The organism is Ideonella azotifigens (genome assembly GCF_021043325.1).
Taxonomy (GTDB): domain Bacteria; phylum Pseudomonadota; class Gammaproteobacteria; order Burkholderiales; family Burkholderiaceae_C; genus Ideonella; species Ideonella azotifigens.
This window is the reverse complement of sequence record NZ_JAJNKD010000018.1, coordinates 42,060-58,359: the sequence shown is the minus strand read 5'-3', so window position 1 is coordinate 58,359 and position 16,300 is coordinate 42,060. Positions and strand designations below refer to the sequence as shown.

The following is a 16,300-nucleotide window of genomic DNA, read 5'->3' as shown; positions in this document are numbered from 1 at the left end:
CCGGCGCTCAGCGCACGATGCCGCGCTTGGCGGCCGCGAGGAAGTCCAGCATCGTGTCGATGTCAGCATCAGCCTCGGGCCGCAGGCCTTTCAGCGCCGTCATGCCTTCGACGGCCTGCTCCAGCGTCAGCGACGAGCGGTACAGCAGCTTGTGCAGCTGCCGGATCACCGTGGTGCGCTCGTTGCTGAAGCCACGGCGACGCAGGCCGGTCAGGTTGACCGCGCGAGCCACCAGCGGGTTGCCGTCTACCGTCATGAAGGGCGGCACATCCTGCGAGACATGGGCCTGGAACCCGACCATCGCCTGCGAGCCGATGTGCACGAACTGCAGCACGCCACTGAGGCCACCAATCGTCACCCAGTCACCCACATGCACATGGCCGGCCAGCGTGACGCCGTTGGCCAGCACGTTGTGGCTGCCCAGGCGCACATCATGGGCCACGTGCACATAGGCCATGATCCAGTTGTCCGAGCCAATGCGGGTGATGCCATCTTCCTTGGCCGTGCCGAGGTTGAGGGTACAAAACTCGCGCACCGTGTTGCGGTCGCCAATCTCCAGCGCCGCCGGTTCGCCGGCATAGCTCATGTCCTGCGCCACCGCGCCGATGGAGCTGAACTGGAAGAAGCGGTTCTGCTCGCCGATGGTCGTGTGACCTTCAATCACGCAGTGCGGGCCGATCACCGTGCCGGCACCGATGCGCACATGCGGGCCGATCAGGCTGTAGGCTCCCACCTGCACCGACTCATGCAGCTCGGCCGCCGGGTCCACCAGCGCAGTGGCGTGGATCTGCGTCATGGCGGACTCAGCAGATCTTGCGCATCGTGCACATCAGCTCGGCCTCGGCGGCGAGCTCGCCGTCCACCGTCGCGCGGGCCTTGTACTTGATGATGCTGGACTTCACACGTTCGATGGAAGCTTCCAGGATCAACTGGTCGCCCGGCTCGACCGGCCGCTTGAAACGGGCGCCATCGATGCCGGCGAAATACACCACCATGTCGTCACCTGGATCGACATCGTTGGACGCGAAGGACAGCAGCGCAGCCGCCTGGGCCAGGGCTTCCAGGATCAACACGCCCGGCATCACCGGGCGGTGCGGGAAGTGGCCCAGGAACACCGGCTCGTTGATCGACACGTTCTTCAGCGCCTTGATGCGAACGTGCTTTTCCATCTCCAGCACGCGGTCGACCAGCAGGATGGGGTAACGGTGCGGCAGGCGCTTGAGGATCTCGTGGATGTCCATCGTCGGGGTCATGGTGTCTTGTTCTGCTGTTCAAGCGCGCGCACGCGACTTCTGAGGGTATACAACTGGCGCAGCGTGGCTGCGTTCTTTTCCCAGTTCGCGTTGGTATCGATCGGAAAGATGCCGCTGTAATGACCCGGCTGGCGCAGCGAGTGCATCACGAAGCTGCCGGCCGATACCTGCACATGGTCGACGATCTCGATGTGGCCCTGGATCAGCGCCGCACCACCGATCAGGCAATGGGCGCCAATGCGCGCGCTGCCGGCCACGCCCACGCAGGCGGCCATGGCCGTGTGTTCGCCAATGCGCACGTTGTGGGCGATCTGGATCAGGTTGTCCAGCTTCACGCCATTGGCCAGCACCGTGTCGTCCAACGCGCCACGGTCCACGCAGGTGTTGGCGCCAATGTCGACATCGTCGCCGATCTGCACCGTGCCAAGCTGTTCGATCTTTTCCCAGCGCCCTTCGAACGGCGCAAAACCGAAACCGTCTCCGCCGACGACCGCGCCGCTTTGCAGCATGCCTCGCTCGCCGATGCGGCAGGCCTCGGCGAATACCACATGCGCGGCCAGGCGGGTGTGTGCGCCGATCACGGCCGCAGCGCCCACATGGCAGTGCGCGCCAATGATCACGCCTTCGCCAATGAACGCACCGTCGTCGATCACCGCTTGCGGGCCAATGCTCGCCGTGGGATGCAGCCGCACGCCTTCACCGATCACGGCGCTGGCGTGCACGCCGGTCTTGACCGCGGCACGGCGGCGCTCAGCCCACCAGCGTGACAGCCGGGCATAGTAGAGGTAGGGATCGGCGGTGACGATCACCGCACCGCGGGCCTGAGCCGCCTCGCTCAGGTCGGCCCGCACGATCAGGCAGCCTGCCTGCGTCGTGTCCAGCAAGGCCCGCAAACGGGCCTGGGCCAGAAAGCTGATGCTGTGCGCGTCAGCCGCCTCCAATGAGGCGATGCGCCGGATCTCCAGCGCTGCATCGCCCACCAATTCACCGCCCAGGGCCTGAACAATCTCTGCCAGGCGGACCGGAGCGGTCGCACCCGGCATTTGGTTCATTGTTCGTGCCGCCGCAATTCACTTGCCGGCGTTCAACGCGTCGATCACCTTCTTGGTGATGTCCACTCGCGGGCCTGCAAACACGACTTCCTGCAGGATCAGGTCGTACTTTTCCTGTTCGAAGATCTGCTTGATGACCTTGCTGGCGCGCTCGGTCACCGCGGCAAGCTCTTCGTTCTTGCGCTGGTTCAGGTCTTCCAGCAATTCGCGGCGCTTGCGGTCGAAGTCGCGCTGCTGGTCGGACAGGTCACGCTGGCGGCGGCTACGCTCAGCCTCGGGCAATGTCGGTCCGTCCTTGTCCAGCTTGTCCATCGCGGCGCGCAGCTTGGTGCCAACGTCGTTCAGCTCGGTTTCCCGCTTCTTGAACTCGGCTTCCAGCTTGGCCTGGGCCGCTTTCGCCGGCGTGGCTTCGCGCAGCACCCGCTCGCCATTGACATAGCCGATCTTCAGCTCCTGCGCGGACACACCCAGCGCAGCGCACAGGGCCACGGCGGCCAACAGGGATTTCAAAAGCGAAGTCATCATCAAAAGGCCGTTCCGATCTGAAACTGGAAGCGCTGGATTTTATCCCCGCTGAAAGAACGCAAAGGCGTGCCGTAACTCATCTTCAATGGGCCCACAGGCGAGATCCAGCTGAGGCCAAAACCGGCAGAGGCGCGGATGTCGGTGAGGCTGCCTGTGCGGCCACGATCACGGTCTTGCTGCGTCACGGTGCCTGCGTGGTCGCCCCACACATTGCCAGCGTCCGCAAACGTGAAGATGCGCAAGCTCTTGTCGTTTCCGGTGCCTGGCACCGGGAAATACATTTCCGCATTCAGGTTCAGGCGCTTGTTGCCGCCGTTGTAGACGCCGGTGACGTCCACGTCGCCCAGCGAATTCGGCTCGAAGGCACGGACTGAACCGAGGCCGCCACCATAGAAATTCTTGAAAGTGGGATAAGGCAAACCACCCAGCCCTGCGCCATACCCAATTTCACCGTTCAGGCCCAAGGTGAGCTTGGGGAAATACGGCACGGCCATGAAGTGCTGCATCTGACCGTTCAGGCGCGCGTACCGCACGTCGCCGATGAGGCTCAAGTCCAGGTTGATGCGCTTGTATTGACCCCGTGTCGGCGACACCGGGTTGTCGCGCTCTTCCCGCGCCCAGCCCACCGTCAGCGGCGTGGCCCAACTGTAGCGACCAAAGGTGTCGACGTACTTGGTGTAGCTCAGCGGCAGGCCCTCTGAGGTGCCAATGACGGTCTCTTCACCGCCGACGCCAAAGAACACGGTATCGAACTCGGTAAACGGCACACCAAACCGGATCGAGGCACCCGGCGTGGCCAGCTCGAACTTGTCGCCCCGGCTGTTGATTGGCTTGGAGGTTCGGTAGTACACCTCGATGGCACGCGACACGCCATCATCGGTGAAGTACGGGTCCACCGTGCTGACCGACAGGCTTCGGCTGGACCTGCTGGTGTTGATGTCGAAGCCGAGGTAGTTGCCGCTGCCGAAGACGTTTTCCTTGCGGATCGACGCACTCAGCGAGAGCCGGTCAGCACTGGAGAAGCCGGCAGACAACTGCAGGCTGCCGGTCGGCTTTTCGGTCACGGTGATCACCAGGTCGACCTGGTCGGGCGAACCCGGCACCTCGTTGGTCTCGACCGTCACCTCATTGAAGAAGCCCAGTCGCTCGACACGGTCGCGCGAGAGCTTGATCTTGTTGCCGTCGTACCAGGCACCTTCGAACTGCCGGAACTCGCGGCGAATGACTTCGTCGCGGGTGATGGAGTTGCCGGCAATGTTGACGCGGCGAACATTCACACGCTGGCCTGGCGCACCTTGCAGCACCAGCACGACCTGGCCGGTCTTGCGATCAATCTCCGGCCGCGATTCGACCTTGGCGAAAGCGTAGCCGTAGCTGGCGTAAAGATCGGTGAACAGCCGCGTCGTGGCGGTCACATCGTCCCCGCGATAGGCCTCGCCGGGCCGAACCACGACACGGTTGCGGAAGTCGGCTTCGCGGCCCAGGAACTCGCCTTCCAGCCGCACACCTGCCACCACATAGGGCTGGCCTTCGGAGACCGTGACCGAGATGTCGATGTTCTGCTTGTCCGGCGAGATCGTCACCTGGGACGAAGTGATGTCGAACTCCAGATAGCCGCGGTTCAGGTAGTACGAGCGGATCTTTTCCAGGTCGGCATTGAGCTTGGTGCGGGCATAGCGGTCGGACTTGGTGTACCAGGTCAGCCAGCCGCCAGTGGTCAGGTCCATCAGGCCCAGCAGCGTGGACTCGGAGAAGGCGTGCGTGCCGAGGATGCGGATGTCGCCGATCTTCGCAACGCTGCCTTCGGTCACGTTGAAGGTGATGTCCACGCGGTTGCCGCCCACCGGCGTCGCGGTGGTCACGACTTCGGCACCGTACAGGCTGCGCGACAGGTACTGGCGCTTGATTTCCTGCTCGGCGCGATCGATCACGGCCTTGTCGTACGGCTGGCCTTCTGCAATGCCGTTGTCCTTCAGCGCCTTGGCGAGGGTGTCCTTGTCGAACTCCTTCAGGCCGCTGAAGTTGACCGATGCGATGAACGAACGCTCATCGACGATGATCACCACGACCTTGCCATCGAGCTCGATGCGCACGTCCTTGAACAGGCCGGTGGCAAACAAGGCTCGCAGTGCCGCAGCGCCCTTGTCATCGTTGTAGGCGTCGCCAACGCGGAAAGGCAAGGCAGCGAACACGCTGCCCGGGTCGCTGCGCTGCAAGCCTTCGACGCGGATGTCGCGAATGTCGAAAGGTTCGACAGCCAGGCTGACTTGCGCGAAGCCCGCGGCCATCAGAGCCACGCAGGCCGGCACCGGCCGCAAGAAACTTGCTAGAGGGGAAAATCGCATCGGGAGGAGTGTCACTGCAGGCCCAGGAAGCGGGCCACGTCGTTGGATAGGGCGATGGACATCATCAACAGCAGCACCAGCGCACCGCCACGTTGCAGCCACGTGAGCCACTGGTCGGACACCGGCCTGCCGGTCACCGCCTCAAAAAGATAATATATCAGGTGCCCCCCGTCGAGCATCGGCAGCGGCAGCAGGTTGAGCACGCCCAGGCTGACGCTGACGAAGGCCAGGTAGGCCAGGTAGTAAACCAGCCCGCGCTTGATCGCCTTCCCTGCGTAGTCGGCCATCGTCAACGGCCCGCTGATATTGCGTAAAGAAGCTTGTCCAGTCGCCACGCGCCCAAGCATGCGCAAGCTGGTCCAGGCCATTTCGCCAGTGCGCGTCCAACCAGCACTCAAGCCATCCCAGAAGCCCAGTTGCACGAGCGTTGTCGACTCCGGCGCACCCACCTGCGCCTCAATGCGACCAATCGTGCGACCCGCTTCAGTCACCTTGCGCGGCTCGACCACCAACAACACCCGTTGCTGGGCTCGCTCGACCTGCCATTGCATGACGGGCACCGTGAGGCTTCCCGCGCCCCTGATCCGGTCCAGCAACATCTGGGCATCCCGAATGGATTCGCCATCGATGCTCAGCACGCGGTCGCCCGCCTGAAGACCGGCCTGCGCTGCTGCGCCGCCTGGCAGAACAGCATCGATCATCGGTTCGCGAAATGGTGCGCCTATGCCCACCAGTCGAAGCACATCGACACTCGGCTCCTGCCCTGCGAATTGATCAAGCGGTAGCGTCAGCGTACGACGACGTTCGCCTTGTTGGTTGGCCACCTGCAACTGAAGCGGTTGGCCGTCCAACAGCGCCTGCATCAACGCCCACTGCAGTTCGCTCATCGCGCTAAGTTCACGCCACACCTGGCCACCACGCGATACCGCCACGACCTGATCACCAGCCTGCAAGCCAATTTTTTCGGCAAGACTGTTGGCAGGCGGCGTAGCCAAGACCGCCCGCGGCTCCTCATTGCCCAGCCAGCCGACGGCAGCGTAGAGCAGCACGGCGAGCGCCAGATTGGCGAGCGGTCCGGCCAGCACAATGCTGATGCGCGCCCTCAAAGGCTGCCGATCAAAAGCACGCCCTAGCTCCGAATGGGCAACCGGCCCTTCTCTCGAGTCCAACATCCTCACATAGCCACCCAGCGGCAGCGCAGAAAGGGTGAACTCCGTGGCATCCGGACCGGCCTGCCGCCGCCATAGCACGGGACCAAAGCCAATCGAAAACCGATGAATCCGCACACCCCACCATCGAGCGACACGGTAGTGGCCGTACTCATGGATGGGAATCAAGATGCCCAGCATCAACACGATGCCAACGAAGTAATAGCCCATCTCAGTCCGCCTCAGCGTTGCAGAGTCGCAATGACAGCCCGAGCCACAGCGCGCGCTTCCTGGTCCAGCGCCAGCAGGGCCTCGACAGGCGCCTGAAGGTCCAGCTTGGGTGGCAAGGCTTCGAGCGTTGCCGCATTGGCCTGGTGGATGGCGTTGAAGCCGAGCCGGCCGTCCAGGAAGGCCGCCACCGCCTCCTCATTGGCCGCGTTCAGCACGGCAGTGCTGCCGTGCGGCCCCCGCAGCGCGTCCCAGGCCAGGAACAGGCCGGGAAAGCGGCTGCGCTCCGGCGCCTCGAAGGTCAAGGGCGGCAGGCTCAGGAAGTTCAAGGCTTGGGCGCCGGAGGCGATGCGCGCGGGGAAGGAAAGCCCGTAGGCAATGGGCACGCGCATGTCGGGCGTGCCCATTTGCGCCAGCACCGACTGGTCGCGGCAGACCACCATCGAGTGCACGATGCTCTGCGGATGGATCACCACCTGCACCTGCTCGGGCTGCAGGTCGAACAGCCAGCGCGCCTCGATCACTTCGAGCGCCTTGTTCATCATCGTCGCCGAGTCGACCGAAATCTTGCGGCCCATGACCCAGTTCGGGTGCGCGCAGGCCTGGTCCGGCGTCACGTCGGCCAGGCTGGCCGGGTCGCGCTGGCGGAAAGGCCCGCCGGATGCCGTCAACACGATGTGATCAATGCGCTGGGCCCAGGTGCCGCGGTCTTCCGGCAGGCACTGGAAGATGGCCGAATGTTCACTGTCGATCGGCAGCAATTGCGCACCGCCCTGCCGCACGGCGGCCATGAACTGCGCACCGCCCACCACCAGCGCTTCCTTGTTGGCCAGCAGCAGGCGCTTGCCGGCCAGTGCAGCGGCCATGCAGGCCGGCAAACCTGCAGCGCCGACGATGGCCGCCATCACGCTGTCCACGTCTTCGTGCGCGGCCAGCTCGACCAGCGCCTGCGGGCCTTCCAGCACCTCGGTTGGCAAACCGGCTTCTCGCACCTGCCGGCGCAATTCGGCCGCAGCAGCCGGGTCGCTCATCGCCGCGAAGCGTGGTTGCCATTGGCGCAGCTGCGCAAGCAACTCAGGCACCCGCGCATGGCCGGTCAGGGCGACGACCTCGAAACGATCGGGGTGGCGCGCCACCACGTCCAGGGTGCTGGTCCCGATCGAACCGGTGGCGCCCAGAATGCAAAGACGCTGGCGAGTGGTCATGGACAAGTCCGTCAAAACGTAAGAGGCCGACATCACAGTCTGCGCCATCGCGGGACGGCGCGGCGCGGCGTGAAAGGACTGCTCAAAAGCTGGTCAAGGCCATGATGGCCGGCAACACCGGCAGCAAGGCATCCACACGGTCCAGGATGCCCCCATGCCCAGGCAGCAAGGCGCTGGAATCCTTGGCGCCCACGGCCCGCTTGGCCATCGACTCCACCAGATCGCCCATCACGCTGAGCGCGGACAGGAACACCAGCGCCACCGGCCAGCCCAGCCAACCCAAGCGCGCCCAGAGCTGGGCAAAGACGCTGCTGGCACTGCCGAACCAGACGGGCTCCAGTTGCATCCACAACACGCCCAGCACCAGCACGCCCAGCATGCCGGACCAGACACCTTCCCAGCTTTTGCCGGGACTGATGGCCGGCGCCAGCTTGTGGCGGCCGAAGGCACGCCCACCGAAGTAGGCCGCAATGTCGGCCATCCAGACCACGCAGAAGCAGGACAGGATGAAATTCAAGCCGCGGGCCCGCGCAGCAGTCAGCGCCAGCCAGGCGGCGCAAAGCACCAGCACGCCAATCAGCAGGCGCAGGCCCTGGGCCCGCTGCGGCCACGCGCTCGGGCCAGCCCGCAGCGCCGCGGCGCCACCCAGCACCCAGCAGGCCGTGGCCAGCCACCAACCGGCCGCTGGCATGCGCGCCACCCAGCCCGCCCACCAGGCCAGGCCGCACAGCAGCAGCACCAACAGGCCAAGCGCCACCGGCGACACGCCCTTCAGCCCATTCAACCGCCCCCACTCCCAGCCCCCCAGGCCGATCAGCACCAAACTGAGCAACGCGAACGGCAGGGGGTTGACGACCAACAAGGCTGGCAGCAGCAGTGCGAGCAGCACCAGTGCGGTGATCACACGCTGAAGCAGCATCTGGGTCTCAGGCCGAAGCCTCTTGAGTGGAAGGTGACGGCTTGACGCCACCGAAGCGACGGTCGCGCGAAGCGAAGACGGCAATCGCCTTGTCGAGTTCGGCCTCGTCGAAATCCGGCCACAGGCAATCGGTGAAATGCAGCTCGGCATAGGCCAGCTGCCACAACAGGAAATTGCTGATGCGCACCTCACCGCCGGTGCGGATGAACAGGTCCGGATCCGGCGCATAGCCCAGCGCCATGTACTTGCTCAAAGCTTCTTCGCTGAGCGCCTCGGGCGCCAGGCCATCGGCGATGGCCCGCTTGCAGGCCTGCACGATGTCCCAGCGGCCACCGTAGTTGAAGGCCACGGTCAGCTCCAGCCCGGTGTTGCCCGCGGTCGTGGTCTCGGCGTGATGCCACGCCTGGCAGACCCGCTCGGAGACCTTGCTGCGGTCACCGGCCACATGGATGCGAACACCCTTGTCGGCCAGCCTGGCCAGGTACTTCGAAACACCCACCAGCACCAGGTTCATCAGGCCGGACACTTCCTCGTCTGGCCGCTTCCAGTTCTCGGAAGAAAAGGCGTAGACCGTCAGGTATTGGATGCCGCGGCGGTGGCAGTCGTCAATGACGCGCACCAGCGCTTCCATGCCGAACTTGTGGCCGAAGATGCGCGGCATGAAGCGCTTCTTGGCCCAGCGCCCGTTGCCATCCATCACGATCGCAACGTGGCGCGGCAGCGCGGAGTCAGGCTTGGCCGCAGCGCCGCCGCGGAGGAAATTGGACAGGTCGACCATGTACCTTTGTCGACCTCAGACCGCCAGGATGTCGGCTTCCTTGCCCTGCACCAGTTTGTCGATCTCGCCAATGGTGCGATCGGTCAGCTTCTGCACTTCGTCCTGCGAGCGACGCTCCTCGTCCTCGGTCGCCAGCTTGTCCTTCAGCAGCTTCTTCAGCTGCTCATTGGCATCGCGGCGCAGGTTGCGCACGGCCACCTTCGCGTCCTCGCCCGTGTTGCGCACGACCTTGGTCAGGTCGCGGCGGCGCTCCTCAGTCAGCGCCGGCATCGGCACGCGGATCAGGTCGCCCTGCGAGGCCGGGTTCAAGCCCAGGTCCGACTCGCGGATGGCCTTCTCGATCTTCGCGCCCATGCCTTTTTCCCAGGGCTGCACGCTGATCGTGCGTGCGTCCAGCAGGCTCACATTGGCCACCTGGCTGATGGGCACCATCGAGCCGTAATAGTCCACGCTGACCTGGTCCAGGATGCCCGGATGGGCCCGGCCAGTGCGGATCTTCTGCAACTCGCCCTTGAATGATTCGATGGACTTGGCCATCTTCGTCTCGGCGGTCTTCTTGATGTCGGCAATCGTCATGATGTTGGCACTCCTGTCGAGAGGTCAGACGTGCACCAGGGTGCCCTCGTCCTCGCCCATGACCACACGCTTGAGCGCGCCGGGCTTGAAGATGGAAAACACCTTGATGGGCAGTTTCTGGTCGCGGCACAGCGCAAAGGCGGTCGCGTCCAGCACCTGCAAATTCTTGGAAATGGCTTCGTCGAAGCTGATGTTGGTGTAGCGCGTGGCCGTCGGGTCCTTCTTGGGATCCGCGGTGTACACGCCGTCCACCTTGGTGGCCTTCAGCACGATCTGCGCGCCGATCTCGGCGCCGCGCAGCGCTGCAGCCGTGTCGGTCGTGAAGAAGGGATTACCGGTGCCGGCAGCGAACACCACCACCTTGCCTTCTTCGAGATACTGCAGCGCCTTCGGGCGCACATAGGGCTCGACCACCTGGTCGATCGCGATGGCCGACATCACACGGGCCGTCATGCCTTCCTGGCGCATCGTGTCGGCCAGGGCCAGGGCGTTCATCACCGTGGCCAGCATGCCCATGTAGTCGGCCGTCGCGCGGTCCATGCCGACCGAGCCGCCAGCCACGCCACGGAAGATGTTGCCGCCGCCGATCACCACCGCGACTTCACAGCCCAGTTCGGTGACCTCCTGCACTTCCTGCACCATGCGCACGATGGTCGCGCGGTTGATGCCGTACGAGTCGTCGCCCATCAGGGCTTCGCCGGACAGTTTGAGCAGGATGCGCTTGTAGGCTGGCATTGTTTTCTTCCCTGTGGAGCGTGGATCTTGTGAATCGGCTGAAAGTGTACGCGGCAGCCTCTCGATCAGAGTTGCTGCCACGTACAGAGGGCTGACTCAGCCGCCCTTGGCGGCCGCGACTTGCGCGGCCACTTCGGCTGCGAAGTCGTCGACCTTCTTCTCGATGCCTTCGCCGACCACGTAGAGCGTGAAGCCCTTCACCGTGGTGCCGGCAGCCTTCAGCATCTGCTCGACGGTCTGCTTGCCATCAGCGGCCTTCACGAAGACCTGGTTGAACAGCGAGACTTCCTTCAGGTACTTCTGCACGCCGCCTTCGATGCGCTTGGCCACGATTTCGTCGGACTGCACCGGCTTGCCTTCCGCGGTTGCCTTGGCGGCGTCTTCGGCGGCCTTGGCGGTCGCGACCGAGCGCTCACGGGCGATCAGCTCAGCTGGCACGTCGCCGGAGGTCAATGCCACCGGCTTCATGGCGGCCACGTGCATGGCCACGTCCTTGGCGGCGACGGCATCGCCATCAAACTCCACCACGACACCGATGCGGGTGCCGTGCAGGTAGCCGGCCAGTGCGCCGCCGTTCGACCAGCGCTGGAAGCGGCGGAAAGACATGTTCTCGCCGATCTTGCCGATCAGGCCCTTGCGCACGTCTTCCAGCGTCGGGCCAAAGCCGTCCTGCTCGTAAGGCAGTGCGCCCAGCGCGGCCACGTCAGCCGGGCCGTGTTTGGCGATCAGTTCGGCCGCGGCCTTGGTCAGGGCCAGGAAGCTGTCGTTCTTGGTGACGAAGTCGGTTTCGCAGTTCACTTCCAGCAGCGCGCCGGTCGTGCCTTCGATGAAGCTCGACACCACGCCTTCGGCGGTCACGCGCGAAGCGGCCTTGCCGGCCTTGGTGCCCAGCTTGACGCGCAGCAGCTCTTCAGCCTTGACCATGTCGCCTTCGGCTTCGGTCAGTGCCTTCTTGCACTCCATCATCGGGGCGTCGGTCTTGCCACGCAGTTCGGCAACCATGCTTGCGGTAATGGCCATTTTTCTCTCTCCGTTTCGGTGGCAGCCACCAGGGCTGCCGGGCGTTTCATCAGGTTTCGATCGGGGTGTGAAAAAGGGGCTGAAGCAGCCCCTTTCTCATTGGCGCTCAGGCGCCTCGATCAAGCTTCTTCGCTGACTTCGACGAACTCGTCACCATCGGCTGCAACAGCCTGGACCAGGTCGTGGCCGGCGTTGGCCTTGCCTTCCAGCACGGCATCGGCAACCGCCTTGGCATACAGCGCCACGGCCTTGGCCGAGTCGTCGTTGCCTGGGATCACGTAGTCCACGCCTTCGGGCGAGTGGTTGGTGTCGACGATGCCGATCACCGGAATGCCCAGCTTGATGGCTTCGGCGACGGCGATCTTGTGGAAGCCCACGTCGATCACGAACAGCGCGTCAGGCAGCGCACCCATGTCCTGGATGCCGCCGATGTCCTTTTCCAGCTTGGCCAGTTCGCGGTCGAACAGCAGGGCTTCCTTCTTGATCCGCATTTCGGAGCCGGAATCCTTGACGGACTGCATGTCCTTCAGCTTCTTCAGCGAACCCTTGACGGTCTTGAAGTTGGTCAGCATGCCGCCGAGCCAGCGCTGGTCGACAAAAGGCATGCCGGCGCGCTGGGCTTCCATCGCGACCACGTCGCGGGCCTGGCGCTTGGTGCCCACCATCAGGATGCTCCCGCGCTTGCTGGACAGCTGGCGGATGAACTTCAACGCTTCCTCGAACTTGGGCAGCGTCTTTTCCAGGTTGATGATGTGGATCTTGTTGCGATGGCCGTAGATGTACGGGGCCATCTTGGGGTTCCAGAAGCGGGTTTGGTGACCGAAGTGGACACCGGCTTCCAGCATTTCACGCATTGAGACAGACATGGAAAACTCCAAAGGTTGGGTCTTGAATCCCGGCAACCATCGCCACTGCCATCCCCTCCATCATCCTGGGAACTGGCAGCACGCGACACCTTGATAGGCCGGGTTCGCGAATTCGGCCCTGCGTCGCTAAGTCGCTACGTTGACCAGCCAGACCGCGCCGCGGGTGCTCACCACCTGCGCCACTGCCCAGCCAGCCGCAAGGCCGGCTCAGCCAATCAACACCACCTGCTCCGCACCGGCCCTTCGCGCTCAAAAAGCACAAAACGGCGGCATTCGGCAAACAGCTGTCGGCTAAACCCAAGGAGTATAGCAGGCTGGCAAGCCCGATCCGGGCCGCACATGTCAAGCCATGTGCCGGGGCCGGGTTGCACGGACCCCACGAACGCCGCCAAGCTGCGCCCGTCGCCGGCAGCAGCGGCAGCGCACAGGCACAATGCTGCCGCTTGACAGGTGGTTACCCGATGGCACGGCTGCACACTTTTGCCCCCTGCGCGCAAACCACGCTCGGCTCAGAGCCCTGTCGCGCCCACAAGCGCCGACCCGCTGCGCTTGCGGTCACGCGCTGCTGACGGTGTCGCCGGCCTTCTCGCCTCATCCGATTTTCCCACCCTCTCGCCCTCCCCTCCTTGTTGTTCGTGCGCCCGGCGCCATCTGCCCTGTGATCACCTGCCTCGCCAACGCCCCAGGCCCCGCCTTTCCATTCAGGAGCTGCGCATGCATGTCGCAGTGATCGGCGCCGGCATCAGTGGCGTGAGCAGTGCATTGGCGCTCGCGCGGGCAGGCCACAGGGTCGAAGTCTTCGAACAGCACGGCAGCATCGCTGCGGGCGCCAGCTTTGCCGACGCAGGCCTGATGCTCCCGATCGCCCTGCAAGCCCTGGTCCGGCCGCGCCGTGGCTGGCGCAAGCTGACTGCGTGGCTGGGCGGACCGAAAGCCACCGTCACCGCATCGCAGCAGGCCCAGCGCGATACCCAGCGCCTGCTCGCGCTGGCCAGCGCCTCGTTGCTGCAGGAGCTGACGCCTGCGCTGCACCTGGACCACGCGCACAGCCAGGGCTGGACCCTGCTGCTGCGCACCGAGAAGGAACTGAAGGCGCTGGCACCAGACCTGTCGCAACTGGCCAGCGCCGGCATTGCCCATTCGCTGCTCGATGCCTCGCAGATCCGCCAGTTCGAACCCGCCTTGAATCCCGAGGCTCCACTGCATGCCGCGCTGCACCTGCCAGGCGCACCGGTGGTCAACACCCGCCAGCTGAGCCAGCAGCTGCGCATGGCCGCCCAGCGGGCGGGCGCCCGCTTTCACCTGGACAGCAGCGTGCAGCGCATCACGCCCGGCCAGCCGGTCCAGTTGCACTGGCAGCGCAGCAACCCGCCGCCCCGCGCCGCCGCAAGCGACGGCGACACCCGGCCTGAACCGCCGCCCGAGATCGGCACCCCCAGCGGCAGCGGACGCTTTGACGCGGTGCTGCTGTGCGGCGGCCTGGGCAGCACCAGCCTGTTGCGTGAGCTGGGCGTCAAGCTGCCACTTCGCGCGGCTGGCGGCTGCTCGCTGACCGCACCGATGAGCCTGCCCGAGGCCATGCCCGACCCCGGCCCCCGCAGCGCGCTGACCGATGCTCAGCAGCAGATCACGCTGACCCGCCTCGGGGACAGGGTTCGGGCCACCGCCATGTGGTCAGAGCCAGACGCCAGGCAACAAGCGGAGCCGGAGACGGTCGAGCGGCTGTATGCCGCGCTGGACCTCTGGTTCCCGGGCGCCGCCAGGCACGGCCACCACCCGGTCTGGCAAGCCAGCCGCGTGGCACCCGCCGACGGCGCGCCCGTGCTTGGCGCCAGTGGCCTGCCCGGCCTGTGGCTGAACCTGGGCCACCCGGACCACGGCACCGCCCTGGCCATGGGCGCCGCCAGCGCGCTCACCACCATGATCTCCGGCGGCACCCCGCTGATCGACTGCAGCGCCCTCAGTCCACAGCGCTGGCGTTGAGCCGGCACGGTGGTAGGCTGGCCTGGCCATGCGCCAGCCTACAACTTCATTGCCCACAGCAGCCCTGCATGACGCGCTGACCAGCGGACCCGCCTGGCTGCACGACAGCGCAGCCTCGCGCTCACTGGAGGCGCAGGCACTCGCGCAGCAGCCTGCACCCGGCCACCTGATGGCACTTGCCGGGCTTTCAGTGGCACGCCTGGCGCTGGCCATCACGCCACGCATGCATGCCGACCAGGGTTGCGTCTGGGTGCTGGCCGGCCCTGGCAACAATGGCGGTGATGGCCTGGTGGCCGCGCGGCAACTGCACCAGGCCGGACGGCGGGTGCGGGTGGTGCAGGTCGGTGACACAGGCCGGCTGCCGGCAGATGCGCACCAGGCCTTCGAGGCCGCACGCGATGCCGGCGTGCCCTTCTCCGACGCGCCGCCAGCATCCGGCGCCTCCCGCGAAGACCTGATTGTGGACGCGCTGCTGGGCCTGGGCCAAAGCCGACCGCCCGACGGTCCGATCGCCACGCTGGTCGCGTGGCAACGCCAGCAAGCCGGCACGCTGACCCTGGCCGTGGACCTGCCGACCGGCTTGTGCGCTGACACAGGCCGTGTGCTGGACCCGAGCGGCGAGCTGGCCGTGCAGGCGCAGCACACGCTGTCGCTGCTGACACTCAAGCCCGGCTTGTTCACCCATCACGGCCGCGACCTGGCCGGCCGCATCTGGCTGGACACCCTGGGCCAGACCGACGCGGCGTTGGCCGCAGGCGCCAGCGCACGGCTGCTGCGCAGCGAAGCGGCGCAAGCCGCATGGCCTGCGCGCCACCATGCACAGCACAAGGGCAGCTTTGGCGACCTTTGGGTCATCGCCGGAGCGCAGGGCATGACCGGCGCCGCCTGGCTCGCCGCCCGCGCGGCGCTGACGGGCGGCGCCGGCCGCGTCTACCTGGCAGCACTGTCAGGCGCGACCGAGGTCGACCCGCTGTGGCCCGAGCTGATGCAGAGAACCACCGCCGACTGGCAGAAGCCGGGCGTGCTGGAGGCGGCCACCGTGGTCTGCGGTTGCGGCGGCGGAGGAACAATCGCCGCGCTGTTGCCCGAAGTGCTGGCACGCGCCGGCAGGCTGGTGCTGGACGCGGACGCCCTGAACGCCATCGCGGCGAGCGACGCCTTGCTGCGCGCACTGCAGCAGCGCCGCTCCGCCGGGCTCGCCAGCGTGTTGACGCCGCACCCGCTCGAAGCCGCGCGGCTGGCAGGTGTCCAGACAGCAGAGATCCAGCAGCATCGGCTGCAGGCCGCTCAAGCACTCGCACTGCGCTGTGGCAGCGTGGTGCTGCTCAAGGGCGCCGGCACGGTGATCGCCGGGCCGGCAGCCATGACCTGCGTCAACGCCAGCGGCAACGCCAGGCTGGCCACGCCGGGCAGCGGTGACGTGTTGGCAGGCTGGCTGGGCGCAGCCTGGTCCGCCATGCCGACGCCAAACGCGAATGCGGCCGACACTGACCAACGCTGGCAAGCCGCCACGCTACTGGCCATGCAGGCCGCCGGCGCGGCAGCCTGGGTCCATGGTGCGGCAGCGGAAATCGCCCCAGGCGATCTGCGGCTGCCGCTGCGTGCCAGTCAGCTGGTGGCGGCCATGACACAGCTCCTGCAGCCCACACCCTGAGGCGCTGCCACGG

General features: G+C 65.8%; 15 protein-coding genes. 2 read left to right on the top strand and 13 right to left on the bottom strand.

Annotation, left to right across the window (positions count from 1 at the left end):
• Positions 1-7 precede the first annotated feature (7 nt).
• The 13 genes from lpxA to rpsB all read right to left on the bottom strand — a co-directional run bounded on the left by lpxA (position 8) and on the right by rpsB (position 12,650).
• Positions 8-796, bottom strand: coding sequence for an acyl-ACP--UDP-N-acetylglucosamine O-acyltransferase (gene lpxA, locus LRH25_RS26815; protein ID WP_141287896.1), 789 nt, complete (start codon positions 794-796; stop codon positions 8-10).
• Positions 797-803: 7 nt separating this feature from the next.
• Positions 804-1,253, bottom strand: coding sequence for a 3-hydroxyacyl-ACP dehydratase FabZ (fabZ, locus tag LRH25_RS26810; protein ID WP_141287897.1), 450 nt, complete (start codon positions 1,251-1,253; stop codon positions 804-806).
• Complete coding sequence (gene lpxD, locus LRH25_RS26805; protein WP_231012864.1) at positions 1,250-2,296, bottom strand: UDP-3-O-(3-hydroxymyristoyl)glucosamine N-acyltransferase; 1,047 nt, start codon at positions 2,294-2,296, stop codon at positions 1,250-1,252. The genes fabZ and lpxD overlap by 4 nt, the downstream gene beginning before the upstream one ends.
• A 27-nt stretch (positions 2,297-2,323) precedes the next feature.
• On the bottom strand, positions 2,324-2,827 hold the full coding sequence (locus tag LRH25_RS26800; protein ID WP_141287902.1) for an OmpH/Skp family outer membrane protein: 504 nt from the start codon (positions 2,825-2,827) through the stop codon (positions 2,324-2,326).
• Between the two features lie 2 nt (positions 2,828-2,829).
• Positions 2,830-5,175 carry an outer membrane protein assembly factor BamA gene (gene bamA / locus LRH25_RS26795; protein ID WP_141287899.1) on the bottom strand — a complete coding sequence of 782 codons (2,346 nt, stop codon included), beginning with the start codon at positions 5,173-5,175 and terminating at the stop codon, positions 2,830-2,832.
• A gap of 11 nt (positions 5,176-5,186) precedes the next feature.
• Positions 5,187-6,554 (bottom strand): RIP metalloprotease RseP, encoded by a 1,368-nt coding sequence (rseP, locus tag LRH25_RS26790; protein ID WP_141287900.1) that lies wholly within the window; start codon positions 6,552-6,554, stop codon positions 5,187-5,189.
• Between the two features lie 11 nt (positions 6,555-6,565).
• Entirely contained in the window at positions 6,566-7,756 is a 1,191-nt protein-coding gene (locus LRH25_RS26785) for a 1-deoxy-D-xylulose-5-phosphate reductoisomerase (RefSeq protein WP_141287901.1), read from the bottom strand.
• An 82-nt stretch (positions 7,757-7,838) separates the two neighbouring features.
• The gene (locus tag LRH25_RS26780) at positions 7,839-8,675 is read right to left on the bottom strand and encodes a phosphatidate cytidylyltransferase (RefSeq protein ID WP_231012862.1); all 837 of its coding nucleotides are present in this window, start codon (positions 8,673-8,675) and stop codon (positions 7,839-7,841) included.
• A 7-nt stretch (positions 8,676-8,682) separates the two neighbouring features.
• Entirely contained in the window at positions 8,683-9,453 is a 771-nt protein-coding gene (gene uppS, locus LRH25_RS26775; protein ID WP_141289401.1) for a polyprenyl diphosphate synthase, read from the bottom strand.
• Positions 9,454-9,468: 15 nt separating this feature from the next.
• Positions 9,469-10,029: a ribosome recycling factor gene (gene frr / locus LRH25_RS26770; protein WP_141289400.1), complete on the bottom strand. Its 561-nt coding sequence runs from the start codon at positions 10,027-10,029 to the stop codon at positions 9,469-9,471.
• A gap of 24 nt (positions 10,030-10,053) precedes the next feature.
• Positions 10,054-10,764 (bottom strand): UMP kinase, encoded by a 711-nt coding sequence (gene pyrH, locus LRH25_RS26765; protein ID WP_141289399.1) that lies wholly within the window; start codon positions 10,762-10,764, stop codon positions 10,054-10,056.
• A gap of 96 nt (positions 10,765-10,860) precedes the next feature.
• Positions 10,861-11,784, bottom strand: a complete 924-nt coding sequence (tsf, locus tag LRH25_RS26760) for a translation elongation factor Ts (RefSeq protein WP_141289398.1) — start codon at positions 11,782-11,784, stop codon at positions 10,861-10,863.
• A 119-nt stretch (positions 11,785-11,903) separates the two neighbouring features.
• Positions 11,904-12,650: a 30S ribosomal protein S2 gene (gene rpsB, locus LRH25_RS26755; protein ID WP_141289397.1), complete on the bottom strand. Its 747-nt coding sequence runs from the start codon at positions 12,648-12,650 to the stop codon at positions 11,904-11,906.
• Positions 12,651-13,364: 714 nt separating this feature from the next.
• Between rpsB and LRH25_RS26750 the strand changes: the two genes are divergently transcribed.
• Positions 13,365-14,633 (top strand): NAD(P)/FAD-dependent oxidoreductase, encoded by a 1,269-nt coding sequence (locus LRH25_RS26750; RefSeq protein ID WP_231012861.1) that lies wholly within the window; start codon positions 13,365-13,367, stop codon positions 14,631-14,633.
• A gap of 49 nt (positions 14,634-14,682) precedes the next feature.
• A complete protein-coding gene (locus LRH25_RS26745) occupies positions 14,683-16,287 on the top strand; it encodes an NAD(P)H-hydrate dehydratase (protein WP_231012860.1) in 1,605 nt (534 codons plus the stop codon).
• Positions 16,288-16,300: the final 13 nt, after the last annotated feature.